This window comes from Acidovorax sp., from assembly GCF_034519795.1.
In the GTDB taxonomy this organism is placed as follows: domain Bacteria; phylum Pseudomonadota; class Gammaproteobacteria; order Burkholderiales; family Burkholderiaceae_C; genus Acidovorax.
Map to the genome: position 1 here is coordinate 49,696 of NZ_JAXHOB010000008.1, position 11,865 is coordinate 61,560.

General features: G+C 65.9%; 14 protein-coding genes. 6 read left to right on the forward strand and 8 right to left on the reverse strand.

Annotated elements, in window-relative coordinates:
- Window positions 1-55: 55 nt before the first annotated feature.
- The 4 genes from U5N23_RS08530 to ompR form a co-directional block, all read right to left on the reverse strand.
- Window positions 56-352, reverse strand: coding sequence for a HigA family addiction module antitoxin (locus U5N23_RS08530; protein WP_322592387.1), 297 nt, complete (start codon window positions 350-352; stop codon window positions 56-58).
- Between the two features lie 36 nt (window positions 353-388).
- Window positions 389-670, reverse strand: a complete 282-nt coding sequence (locus tag U5N23_RS08535) for a type II toxin-antitoxin system RelE/ParE family toxin (RefSeq protein WP_322592388.1) — start codon at window positions 668-670, stop codon at window positions 389-391.
- Window positions 671-908: 238 nt separating this feature from the next.
- Window positions 909-2,441, reverse strand: a complete 1,533-nt coding sequence (locus U5N23_RS08540; protein ID WP_322592389.1) for a sensor histidine kinase — start codon at window positions 2,439-2,441, stop codon at window positions 909-911.
- 12 nt (window positions 2,442-2,453) lie between these two features.
- Window positions 2,454-3,185: a two-component system response regulator OmpR gene (gene ompR / locus U5N23_RS08545; RefSeq protein WP_007859588.1), complete on the reverse strand. Its 732-nt coding sequence runs from the start codon at window positions 3,183-3,185 to the stop codon at window positions 2,454-2,456.
- A 216-nt stretch (window positions 3,186-3,401) separates the two neighbouring features.
- Here ompR and U5N23_RS08550 point away from each other — a divergent pair, with 216 nt between their 5' ends.
- Window positions 3,402-4,118: an SIMPL domain-containing protein gene (locus tag U5N23_RS08550; RefSeq protein WP_057204784.1), complete on the forward strand. Its 717-nt coding sequence runs from the start codon at window positions 3,402-3,404 to the stop codon at window positions 4,116-4,118.
- A 12-nt stretch (window positions 4,119-4,130) separates the two neighbouring features.
- Here the strand turns inward: U5N23_RS08550 and U5N23_RS08555 are convergent, their stop codons facing one another.
- Window positions 4,131-4,907: an SDR family oxidoreductase gene (locus tag U5N23_RS08555; RefSeq protein ID WP_322592390.1), complete on the reverse strand. Its 777-nt coding sequence runs from the start codon at window positions 4,905-4,907 to the stop codon at window positions 4,131-4,133.
- Window positions 4,908-5,040: 133 nt separating this feature from the next.
- Between U5N23_RS08555 and U5N23_RS08560 the strand changes: the two genes are divergently transcribed.
- Window positions 5,041-5,937 (forward strand): AraC family transcriptional regulator, encoded by an 897-nt coding sequence (locus U5N23_RS08560; RefSeq protein ID WP_322592391.1) that lies wholly within the window; start codon window positions 5,041-5,043, stop codon window positions 5,935-5,937.
- Between the two features lie 121 nt (window positions 5,938-6,058).
- Window positions 6,059-6,433, forward strand: a complete 375-nt coding sequence (locus U5N23_RS08565; RefSeq protein ID WP_322592392.1) for a hypothetical protein — start codon at window positions 6,059-6,061, stop codon at window positions 6,431-6,433.
- A gap of 21 nt (window positions 6,434-6,454) precedes the next feature.
- Here U5N23_RS08565 and U5N23_RS08570 read toward each other — a convergent pair whose 3' ends face one another.
- Window positions 6,455-7,072, reverse strand: a complete 618-nt coding sequence (locus U5N23_RS08570) for a YdeI/OmpD-associated family protein (RefSeq protein WP_322592393.1) — start codon at window positions 7,070-7,072, stop codon at window positions 6,455-6,457.
- A gap of 138 nt (window positions 7,073-7,210) precedes the next feature.
- Here U5N23_RS08570 and U5N23_RS08575 point away from each other — a divergent pair, with 138 nt between their 5' ends.
- Both U5N23_RS08575 and U5N23_RS08580 read left to right on the forward strand, forming a co-directional pair.
- On the forward strand, window positions 7,211-7,483 hold the full coding sequence (locus tag U5N23_RS08575) for a helix-turn-helix transcriptional regulator (RefSeq protein ID WP_322592394.1): 273 nt from the start codon (window positions 7,211-7,213) through the stop codon (window positions 7,481-7,483).
- Window positions 7,467-8,705: a type II toxin-antitoxin system HipA family toxin gene (locus tag U5N23_RS08580; protein ID WP_322592395.1), complete on the forward strand. Its 1,239-nt coding sequence runs from the start codon at window positions 7,467-7,469 to the stop codon at window positions 8,703-8,705. The genes U5N23_RS08575 and U5N23_RS08580 overlap by 17 nt, the downstream gene beginning before the upstream one ends.
- Before the next feature lie 10 nt (window positions 8,706-8,715).
- On the opposite strand, the gene U5N23_RS08585 is transcribed toward U5N23_RS08580, so the two are convergent.
- On the reverse strand, window positions 8,716-9,654 hold the full coding sequence (locus tag U5N23_RS08585; protein ID WP_322592396.1) for an AraC family transcriptional regulator: 939 nt from the start codon (window positions 9,652-9,654) through the stop codon (window positions 8,716-8,718).
- Window positions 9,655-9,759: 105 nt separating this feature from the next.
- On the opposite strand from U5N23_RS08585, the gene U5N23_RS08590 reads away from it, so the two are divergent.
- Window positions 9,760-10,524, forward strand: a complete 765-nt coding sequence (locus tag U5N23_RS08590) for an SDR family oxidoreductase (protein ID WP_322592397.1) — start codon at window positions 9,760-9,762, stop codon at window positions 10,522-10,524.
- A 46-nt stretch (window positions 10,525-10,570) separates the two neighbouring features.
- Here the strand turns inward: U5N23_RS08590 and U5N23_RS08595 are convergent, their stop codons facing one another.
- A complete protein-coding gene (locus U5N23_RS08595; protein ID WP_322592398.1) occupies window positions 10,571-11,599 on the reverse strand; it encodes a hypothetical protein in 1,029 nt (342 codons plus the stop codon).
- Window positions 11,600-11,865 lie beyond the last annotated feature (266 nt).

Consider the following 11,865-nt stretch of genomic DNA (forward strand, 5'->3'; position numbering starts at 1 on the left):
GATGGCGGATGTGAGGAGCATCCTGGCTGCAAGGACCTGGGCCGCGGTGGCGTGCTCAAGCCGCTGCAAACGGCTCGATGGTCTCCAGGTCCGCAGCGATGGCTGCCCGCGCTGTGTCGGCATCGTACTGGCTCTGCAGGTTTAGCCAGAACTCCACGGTGGTCCCGAAAAAGCGTGCCAGACGCAGGGCAGTGTCTGCAGTGATCGACCGGCCCTCCTTGACGATGGCCGCGATACGCGTCTGCGGCACATGGATGGCCTGGGCCAGACGGTATTGGGTGATTCCCATGGGCTCCAAGAACTCCGTGGCGAGGATCTCGCCCGGGGTGGGGAGGGTGAGAGACTTGGTCATATTCGCACTCCTTGCTATGACGTTGGCGCTTTCGCGTCAGTGGTAATCGACGATCTCGACGTCCTTCGGTCCTTCTGGGGTCCACACGAAGCAGATTCGCCACTGATCGTTGATGCGGATGCTGTGCTGGCCCTGGCGGTTGCCAACCAGAGCTTCAAGCCGGTTGCCCGGCGGAACCCGCAGGTCGAGCAATTGAGCGGCGGCGTGGAGCATTCGCAGCTTCCGCAGTGCGGGGCCTTCGATGTTCACCCAGCGAGGAATGCGCTGCTGATGGAACAGGTCCTGTGTCTCGCTGCACTTGAAGGATTGGATCGACATAGGTAATAATAACGTGACGCGTTATTAACGTCAAACGTTATCAAAAGAGGCTGAGCAAGTCTTCCAATGGCACGTGCCTTGGTTTGGGATGGGCTGCCAGGCGCAAAGAGCGGCCAGAGCCCGCGCCATAGCGGGCATTTGCCTGACGGTCCTTGGCGCAGGTTGGCGCAGCCAAAAAAAAGGACCGGGCCTCAAAGGCGCGGTCCTCTTTTTTTAATCGTGCGCAAAAGCAGGCGTTCTACACCTTGTCCTCCGCCCGCCGGCGTGGCAACTGCCGCTTGACGGCAGGCCGCTGCAGGCGCTGCTTGGGGTCCACGCCATCAGGCAGCTCGCTGGCGCGCTGCAGCTGGATGTGGGCCACCAGGCCGCCGGTGCTGCTGTTGGCCAGCGCGAAGATGCCGCCCATGCGCTGCACCGTCTTGTCCACGATGGACAGGCCCAGCCCTGCGCCGGCAGCGGCGGTGCGGGCCGAGTCGCCGCGGAAGAAGGGCTTGGTGAGGTTGGACAGCTGCTCGGGCGGCACGCCCAGGCCGTGGTCGCGGATCTTCACCAGCACCCAGTTCTCGCGGCCCTTGGCGACGATGTCGACGTTGGCCACGCCGGTGTCGTCGCCCTTGCCGTAGCGGCGCGCGTTCTCCAGCAGGTTGGAGATCACGCGGGCCAGCTCCACCTCGTCGGCCAGCACATTCAGGTCCTCGGGGATGGCCATGGTGATCTGCAGCTCGCGGTGGTCCTGCACGGCGTACACGCACGACGAGACCACGGCATGCAGGTTGACGGGCGTGAGGGTCACGTGGTCGGGCCGCGCATAGTCGAGGAACTTGTCGATGGTGGCGTCAAGCTGCACGATGTCGGCCACCATGTGCTCGCGCGCCACGTCGTCGTTCACGCTCATCTCGGTTTCCAGGCGCAGGCGCGCCAGCGGCGTGCGCAGGTCGTGCGAAATGCCGGCCAGCATGACCGCGCGGTCCTGCTCCAGCTTGGCGAGCTTTTGCGCCATGCGGTTGAAGCCGATGTTCACCTCGCGGATCTCGCTGGTGACCACCTCTTCATCGAGGTGGCTGGCGGCGAAGTCGCCGTCGCGCACGCGGTTGGCCGCATACGACAGCTGTTTGAGCGGCCGGTTGATCAGCCGGGCAATGGCGGCCGCGCCCGCCAGCGACAGCGCGCCTGCGGTGATGAGCCAGATGAGCCAGGTGCGCCCGCCTGCGGGGCTGAAGCGCGAGCGGTCCATCAGCAGCCAGTTGGGGTCGCCGTTGATGTTGAAGCCCACCCACAGGCCGGGCTCGCCGTTGACGCTCTGGGCCACGATGGTGTCGGGCCCCAGGCGCTGGGTGAGTTCATCCGTCAGGCGGTTGCCCAGGGCCGTGCCGTCGAGCAGGGCGAACTGGTCCTTGGGTTCGCGCGGGAGGATGCGCACACCCTCCTGGTCGGCCATGGTCTTGATGAGCGATACGCGCGCAATCGCGTCCGAGTGCACCAGCGCCGCGCGGCTCAGGTTGACCAGGGATGCGATCTGCTGCGCGGTGTGCAGGGTGCGCGGCTCGAATTCGAGCGCGCGCAGCGTCTGCAGCCACGCCAGGATGCTGCCCACCAGCAGCAATGCCAGCAGGAAGAAGGTGCGCCAGAAGAGGTTGAGCCCCACGCGCGCCTTTTGCTCGCGCGCCAGGCGCACCGCTTCGAGCGGGGCCGGGCTGGTGGCATCGGTCGGCGCGGTCACGGAGGGAGAAGGGTGCGGTGCAGACCGCCCCTTGGCGCCGGAAATGGACATATCCCTCGATTATCAGCTCGTGCCGTCCGGCACGAACACGTAGCCCACACCCCACACGGTCTGGATGTAGCGCGGCGCGGCGGCGTCCACCTCGACCAGCTTGCGCAGGCGCGAGACCTGCACATCGAGGCTGCGGTCAAAGGGCTCGAACTCGCGGCCACGGGCCAGCAGGGCCAGCTTTTCGCGCGACAGCGGCTGGCGCGGGTGGCGCACCAGGGCCTTGAGCATGGCGAACTCGCCGGTGGTCAGGGGCAGCTCTTCGCCGCTGCGCTGCAGGGCACGGGTGCCCAGGTCGAACGTGAAGGGGCCGAAGTTGACCACCTCGTTGTCGCCCGAGGGTGCGCCCGGCGCCTCTTGCGCGGGGCGGCGGCGCAGCACGGCGTGCACGCGGGCCAGCAACTCACGGGGGTTGAATGGCTTGCCCAGGTAGTCGTCGGCGCCCACTTCCAGGCCCACGATGCGGTCCACGTCCTCGCCCTTGGCGGTGAGCATGATGATGGGCGTGCGGTCGTTGGCGGCGCGCAGGCGCCGGCAGATGGACAGGCCGTCTTCGCCGGGCATCATCAGGTCGAGCACGATGAGGTCCACCGTTTCGCGCAGCAGCAGGCGGTTGAGGGCCTTGCCGTCTTCGGCGACCATCACCTCGAAGCCTTCCTGCGTGAGGTAGCGGCGCAGCAAGTCCCGGATGCGTGCGTCGTCGTCCACGACGAGAATCTTGTCGGTGCGGTTGGTTGTTGTGGCCATGTTGATCCCAAGTCCAATTTGTAACAGAGCCGATTCTGACTACTTGGAACGCCAAAGTTCGGTTTTTGGGGTCATCTTTGACCAACTGTTACAAGTTTTGCGGAGCTTCGCACAGTTGCCACCCCCTGTTCACCGGGCGTGATGCCGCAGCGGTTATGGTGGCGGCCTGCGTGGCCGGTTGCCGGCCGCGCCCCATCTATCGACGAAGGTTTACCCATGAAAAAAATCGCCATCCGCCTGATCACCACCGCCGCCTTGCTGGCCTGCGCCGGCACCGCCATGGCCCAGGCCACGGCGCCGCAGGAGCTGCGCAACGTGGTGCAGCTGTCGGCCACGGGCACCGTGGAGGCGCAGCAGGACCTGCTGGTGGTCACCCTGGCCACCAGCAAGGAGGGCGCCGATGCCAGCGCCGTGCAGGCCCAGCTCAAGCAGGCGCTGGATGCCGCGCTGGCCGAAGCCAAACGCAATGCCCAGCCGGGCCAGCTCGATGTGCGCACGGGCCCCTTCGGGCTGTACCCGCGCTATGCCAAGGACGGCAAGATCAACGGCTGGCAGGGCCGCGCCGAGCTGGTGCTGGAGGGGCGTGACTTCTCGCGCATCACGACCACCGCCGGCAAGGTGCAGACCATGGCCATCAGCCAGGTGGCGTTTGCCCTGTCGCGCGAGGCCCGCGCCAAGGTCGAGGGCGAGGCCCAGACCCAGGCCATCGAGCAGTTCAAGTCGCGCGCGGCCGAGCTGGCCAAGGGCTTCGGCTTTGCCAACTACAGCCTGCGCGAGGTGGCGGTGAACAGCAACGAGATGTCCCCCGGCCCGCGCCCGCGCATGATGGCGATGGAGGCCAAGGGATCGTCGTTCTCCGACTCGGCCGTGCCGGTCGAGGCCGGCAAGGCGCAGGTTGTGGTCACCGTCTCCGGCTCCGTTCAGATGCGTTGAGGCAGCCGGTGGTCAGAGTGCCTGGCCGCCGGAGACTTCAATGCGCTGGGCGGTGACCCAGCGGTTGCCGGGTGCCAGCAGCCCGGCCACCATGGGGCCGATGTCGTCGGGCACGCCCACGCGGCCCAGGGCCGTCATCTGGGCGAGCTGCTGGTTCAGCGCGGGGTTGTCGCGCACCACGCCGCCGCCAAAGTCGGTCTCGATGGCCCCGGGCGCCACGGTGTTCACCGCAATGCCGCGTGCGCCCAGCTCCTTGGCCAGGTAGCGCGTGAGCACTTCCACGGCACCCTTGGCCGCCGCGTAGGCGGCATAGCCCGGCAGGGACAGGCGCGTGAGCCCGGACGAGAAGTTCACGATGCGCCCGCCGTCGGCGACCAGCGGCAGCAGCGCCTGCGTGAGGAAGAACACCCCCTTGAAGTGCACGTTGACCAGACGGTCGAACTGGGCCTCGCTCGTCTCGGCAAACGCGGCGTAGTCGCCATGGCCGGCGTTGTTCACCAGGTGGTCGATGGTGCCGCGCGACCAAGTGGCCTGCAGCGCGGCGCGCAGGCGCTCGGTGAAGCCGGCGAAGCTGGCCACGTCGCCCGTGTCCAGCTGCAGGGCCACGGCCTTGCGGCCCAGGGCGGTGATTTCGGCAACCACGGCCTGGGCTTCGTCGGCCTTGCTGTGGTAGGTGACGACCACGTCGCCGCCGGTGCGCGCAATGCTCAGCGCGGTGTTGCGGCCCAGGCCCCGGCTGGCGCCGGTGACGAGGGTGATGGTGGGGGTTGCGGTGGTGGTGGATGTCATGGGGTGGCTCCTGTGTGTGACGGGATTCAGTGTCTGGCGTGAGCCCCTGCCGGTGTTGCCGAAACCCCTTCAATCCTTGCCTGATTCTCCAAAACCAGTGCCAAATCTCCTACAAAGCGTTACGCTTGGCAGCATGACGTCACCTTTGCTCTTCGAGGCCGTGGGCCGCTATGCCGATGCCCATGCACGCCAGCCCGGTGTGCTGGCCACCGCCATCCCGGGCCTGACCCTGGTGCGCGCCACCGAGCCCAGCGGGCTGCTGCATGCCATCTCGCACCCGCTCATCTGCCTGGTGCTGCAGGGCAGCAAGCAGGTGAGCATGGGGCCTCAGACCTTCGAGTTCACGGTGGGCGAGTCGCTGCTGATCACGGCCGACGTGCCCACGGTGAGCCAGATCACGCGCGCCAGCGCGGCAGCGCCCTACCTGTCGATCGCGCTGGAGCTGAACCTGCCGGTGATCGCCGACCTCTCGGCCCAGATGGGCGCAGCGCCCCTGGGCGACCACGCCCCGGTGCGCGTAGACCCCACGGACGACGAGGTGGCCGACGTGGCCCTGCGCCTCATGCGCCTGCTGGAGCGGCCCGAGGCCGTGCCCCTGCTGCACGCCCCCCTGGTGCGCGAGCTGCATTACTGGCTGCTGGCGGGCCGCCACGGTGCCGCCATCCGCCGCCTGGGCTGGCCCGGCAGCCACGCCCAGCGCGTGGCCCGCGCCGTGGCCGTGCTGCGCACCGACTTCGCCCAGCCCCTGCCGGTGGAAAGCCTGGCCGCATTGGCGGACATGAGCCCCTCGTCCTTTCACCAGCATTTCAAGGCCGTCACCTCGCTGTCGCCCCTGCAGTTCCAAAAGCAGCTGCGCCTGATCGAGGCGCGCCGGCTCATGCTGTCCGAGGGCGCCAGCGCCAGCAGCGCGGCGTTTGCCGTGGGCTACGAGAGCGTGCCCCAGTTCACGCGCGAGTACGGGCGGCTGTTCGGCCTGCCGCCAGTGCGCGACACGCAGGCCGCGCGGGGCAGGGTGCGCGAGGCGGCGTGAGCCACTTTTCGCGCATGCGCAAGCGGCCGCCCTTTGGCGCCTTTACAGCCTGTGGCGCAAAAGCGCCTGCGTTACAGTGCGGTGCGCGCAATGTGGTCGTGCACCCAACGGGCCTGCTGCCATGAAACGGATACCCTTGATTGCCTTTCTCGTGGTCCTGCTGGCCGCATGTGCCACCTTGCTGTGTGTGGCAGCGCTCAAGCCCGTCAGCGCGTTGGCGTTTGCCGCCTTCGCCGCCTGGCTGCTGGCCCCCTATGGCCTGATGGCCATGGCGCTCGCCGCCTTGCGCCGCCAGCAGGCCACAGAGCTCCATGGCTACCTCGTGGCCGTGCTGGTGTCTCTGGGCGGCATTGCCTGGCTGGCCGTGATCCTCTTCTGGCGCCCGGATGCCCAGGGCGCACTCGCCGTGCTGATGGTGCCGGTGTACCAGGGGGTGGCGCTGGTGCTGCTGGCGCCGCTGGCGGCCTGGCTGGGGAGAAGCGGGAGCCGAGGGTAGGCGCATCGCCTGCGCCCTGTGTCAGGGCGGTTCCGGCACCTTCGTGCTGCGCTGCGGATGGATCGTCTCTCCGCGTGCCAGCATGTCGACGAAGACCGCTATCTTCCTCCTGCGCCCCGCCTCGGTCTTGAGGTTGTGGACCCGAAACGCCAGCGCAAAGCGGTTCTGCTCGGTCAGCGTGGCCAGCATCTTGCGCGCCTCGGGGTTGGCGTCGATGGCGGCCTGCAGGTCGTCGGGGATCTTCAGGCCCTTGCCGCTGCCGTAGGCCCGGTCCCATCGGCCGTCCGCCTTGGCTGCAGCGACGTGGGCCAGGCCGTGCGGCGTCATGCGCTTTTCCTTGACCAGGCGCGCCACGTTGTCGACGTTGATCTTGCTCCACACGCTCTTCTTGCCGCGCGGGGTGTAGCGCTGCAGGTAGCTGGTGTCGTCCAGCCCTTTGCGGATGGCGTCGATCCAGCCCCAGCAGAGCACCACGTCGATGGCTTCCTTCGGGGTGATGGAGGGCAGACCTGAAGCCACTTTGTGGATCTTGATCCAGACCTCGGTCTCCTGGTCATGGTGGCGGCCGAGCCAGGTGTGGAAGGCCTGGGCGTCGGCGAATTCATGCACCTTGGTGGGGTCGACGATGACGGCTGCCATCAGCGATTGCGCCCAGGGGGCTGCGTCCTGTCGAGGGCCATGGGAACCTTTCGCGATGCCGGCTTGCGCCAATGCAGAAATCCTAGCATTGCAAGTTATGACTGGCAAGTGATGTATTTTTTGGGTAATATGCAAGTCATGACTGACAAAATCAGGCTGCCAGACGAACTGGGTGCGCAATTGCGCGAGCGCCGGGAAGCTTTGGGCATGAGCAAGTCTGCATTGGCCGACAAGGCGGGCAAGGTGCGCGAGGTGGTCTACCGGCTGGAGGCGGGCGAGGACACCACCGTGTCTTCCCTTCTGGCCGTGCTGGGAGCCCTGGGCCTGGCGATGCGCATCGAAAGCGCGGGCCTGCCTTCTGCGCACGAGGTAGCTCGCCGTTTCATGGACGACGATGGCGATGCTCCCTGAAAAGATCCGCCTGCTGGATGTCTCGGTCGGTGGCCACCTCAACGCGGGCCAGTTGCTCAAGGCCTCCACGTATGAGTTTCGCTATCTCGCGCCGGACCCGGGCCAGCCGGCCGTGGCCCTGCTGATGCCACCCGCCGAGCAACTGACCTGGCAGGACGGCGACCTGTTCCCTGTCATGGACCAGAACCTGCCCGAAGGCGACCTGTTCATGCGCATCCGCGAGCTGTTCCCCAAGCAGCCGATGACGCCCATGCACATGCTGGCATTGGTGGGGCGCAATGGCATCGGCCGGCTGGGCTTTGGCCTGCCGGGGCAGGCCGCAGCGCCCATGCCCCGTACATTGAGCAAGAGCGAGTTGCTGGGCACGCGGTACACACCTGCGGTTTTCGACGAACTGGTGGCGGCCTACCTGAGCACGGGCGCCGGCATTGCCGGCATGCAGCCCAAGATCATGGTGCCCGACCGCCCGACGGTGCCCATTCCTTCGCTCATCGTGAAGGCCGCCAGCCCCGCCTACCCGGGCCTGGCAGCCAACGAGTTTCTGTGCCTGAGCGCCGCCAGGCAGGCCGGCATCGGCGTGCCATCGTTTGCCTTGTCCGACGATGGCCAGATGCTGGTGCTCGACCGCTTCGATCTGGTGGTGCAGGGCGATGGGCAGGTGGAGCGGCTGGGCTTCGAGGACATTGCGGCGCTGGCGGGTCTGCGCGTGCGCGACGTGCTGTCGGACCGCAAGTACCAGGGCAGCTACCAGCGCGTTGCCGAGCTGCTGCGGCAGTTGCAGCTGCACAGCGACAACCTGCACCGGTTCTTTGAGCAGGTGGCGTTTTCGGTGATGGTGCGCAACGGCGACGCGCACCTGAAGAACTTCGGGTTGTTGTACCGTTCAGCCACCGAGGCCTGGCTGGCGCCCATGTTCGATGTGGTGACGACCTCCATCTACCGCTACACCCAGTACGCGGGCGGGCCGGAGCTGGAAGACAGGACGCTGGCGCTCAAACTGTTTGCTGGCAGGCACTGCACCAAGACCTACCCGACCACCGAAGAGTTGCTGGAGTTTGGCCGCAAGGTCTGCGGCGTGGCCCAGCCCACCCTGGTACTCGCACGCATTGCCGATGCCATGCGCACCACCCTGCAAGAGGCCAGGGGGGACCCACGGGTGCCGAAGACGCTGTGGCGGGACATGTCACTGGCCTGGGACGAAGGCCTGGCGCACGCGCGCTGAAAGCGCTGCGCTACATGGCGGTGCCTGCGGCGTCCTTCGCGTACCGCCCCGGCGGCATGCCCACATGCCGCGTGAAGGCCACGCCAAAGGTGCTGACCGAGCTGTACCCCACCTGCTCGGCGATCTCGGCCATCGCCAGTGCGCCGCGCCGCAGCATCTGCCGCGCCAGCGCCATGCGCCAGGCCAGCAGGTATTCCATGGGGGCGATGCCCACCGCGCGGTGAAAGCGCCCGAAGAAGGCGCTGCGCGACATGGCGGCCTCGTGCGCCAGCTGGCCCATGGTCCAGGGCTGTGCGGGGCGCTCGTGCATGCGGCGCAGGGCCATGGCCAGCTTGGGGTCGGCCAGGCCGCGCACCAGCCCGGGCGCGGCCATGGTGCGGGCCGACGAGCGCAGCGCCTCGATCAGCAGCACTTCGAGCAGCCGCGCCATCACGATCTCGCGCGCGGGCCGGTCGCTGCGCGATTCGTCGCCCACCAGCTCCACCAGGGTGGCCAGGCGGCGCTCGCCGCGCACATGCAGCCACTGTGGCAGCAGCGGCACCAGCAGGGCCGCGTCGGGCGACTCGAACACGCAGTGGCCCACCAGCATGCGCACATCCACCGCGCCATCCGGGTCGCCCACGCGCGCGCCGCCCGGCATGGGGGCGATGGGCGTGGTGACGGCCTCGCCCTCGCGCGGCGGGTCGCGGTCCAGGCTGCTGGTGGCAAAGCTGCGCGCGGCGGGGATCAGCGCAAAGTCGCCCTGGTGCAGCGTGAGGGTGTCGCTGCGCGCGGGGCTGTCGATGGTCAGCTGGCAACTGCCTTCGAGCACCACGAAGTAGAACGGCCGCCCCGTCTCGCTGCGCCGCACGGCCCAGGGGGCCGATGCCACCACCAGCTTGGAGAACGGCGCGGCGGGCCGCAGCAGCGACACGACTTCCGCCAGGGGATCGACGGCCGGGGTGCTCATGGGGTGCTGGACTCTTTCGACAAAATGATGGACGGGCGAGTGTATTCAATCCAGGTTGGCGTTCCTACCATCCAGGCATCGTCAACCCCACGGAGCCTTTGCACCATGCCTGCCACCGCCAATCCATCCACCGTCCTCATCACCGGCTGCTCGTCGGGCTTCGGCCTCGAAACCTCGCGCTTCTTCCTGGCCCAGGGCTGGCGCGTCATCGCCACCATGCGCACGCCAGGCGAAGGCCTGCTGCCGCCGTCGGACCGCCTGCGCGTGCTGCCGCTCGATGTGGCCCATGCCGACAGCATCCGCCGCTGCATCGAGCAGGCCGGCCCCATCGACGCCCTGGTCAACAACGCCGGCATCGGCCTGCTGGCGCCGCTCGAAGGCATCGCCATGGCCCATGCCCGCGAGGTCTTCGAGACCAACGTGCTCGGCACCATCGCCATGACCCAGGCCGTGTTGCCGCAGATGCGCGAGCGGCGTGCGGGCGTGGTGGTCAACGTCACCTCCAGCGTCACGCTGCTGCCGCTGCCCCTGCTGTCCGTCTACACCGGCAGCAAGGCGGCGGTGAATGCCTTCACCGAATCGCTGGCGCTGGAGCTGGCCCCCTTCAACGTGCGCGCCCGCCTGGTGCTGCCCGGCCGCGCGCCCAGCACCCGTTTTGGCGACAATGCCCGCCCGCGCATGGGCCCGGGCAGCGTGCCCGAGGCGTATGCCGATTTTCGCGACCGCGTGTTCGCCGCCGTGCGCGACACGGCCACGCCGGTTACCCATGCGCAGGATGTGGCCGAGGCGGTGTGGCGCGCGGTGACGGATGCGGCGGCGCCGATGCGCCTGCCGGCCGGGGCGGATGCGGTGGCGCTGGCGGGGTTTTGATTTTGTGGGAGCAAGAAAAATTACTGCAGTTGGCCTGCTTGCGACCCTAATTACTATTGGACGCCTCTATGAAAAGTAGTCGCAGTAGCTTTGGCACGAAAGCCCGCAAAAACTCAAGCTTGCTAACCAGCTGTTCGGACGGAATGTGCCCTTGATGGAGCAACTTGCTACGGAGGTTGTATGTACTACGAATTTCAAGCCCAATCACTTCATAGCTTCCTAACGTCGGATGTCGCTTGGTCGATGCTTCAACGAAGTTTTGCAGGCGTTCGCCAATTGACTCTCTTTCCAGACTTTTTACTTGGCTCAGCAAGCGCTCGAGGTCGCGCGATTCGCGACTATCTTTTTCATACTGCTCGCGGCTTTTTTTAATGAGGTGAATGGCTTCGGTGATGGCTTTTCGTGACACATCTGAAACAGGGGCATCGGGCAGTAGTGCTTCCAGAGAAGTTACCAAAGCGATGAATTGAGCTCTTTCGCTGACTTCGAAACGGTGTGACATTGCGACTTCGATTGCTAGCTTCAATTTTTCATCGATAGCTATTTGTCCCAGTTTTTCGAATGACAACGCTTCCTCAAATTTTTCGAGAAATAGATTGATCGGGATGCTCGAAACCAGTTGGGGTTTTCCAAGTTCTAAGCTGGCCAAGCGCTTGTCGTCTGGAATGATGAGTGCCTTCTGTGCATCATAGTGGCCATCAATAAATGTCCATCCTGTTGTTGCACCAATGTGCTGGGTGTTTTCGGAGATTGCAGTCGGTTGATCTGACAGTTGGATGTCGCCATTTTCGGTCGGATACTGCAAGCCGATGCTCAATTCAATCGCAGACCACAAGGCTGCGGCTCTCAGTCGAGATAGGGCTTCCTCCGCTTCTTTTGAAGTGGAAAATGGCCCCAATGTGACTGCGTAACCGTAGTGCAGTTTCTCAATCTGAATCCCCATGCTGGACCCAGGAGCCAAATACTTTCCGTTGGGGATCTGTAAGACCAACCCTGGTGAAAGGGCCAGTGGCAGGCGCGCCACAAATCTAGCATCTCCCGAGCCGCTTGATCCTGCTGTAAGTGAGAAGATCATAAAAATAGATTTCAATTAAAATAGAAGGCATTTTCAGCTGGGGCATGGCATGCAGTCGCCAACGACTTGCCCAGAGCTTTCTCGCGCCATTCGATTTTCCACTTTAGGGTAGCGAAATGGGCAAGTCCAGCAAATCCAGTGCGATTGACGGCGATGTCATCGTGTCCTTTGAGTCTGCGCCGTTTGGCGACTGACCGCCGCATTGCTGGCGGGAGGACTTCCTCGCACGCGCTTCCCATGCGTGCATATCGTATGAGGCGCTGGGC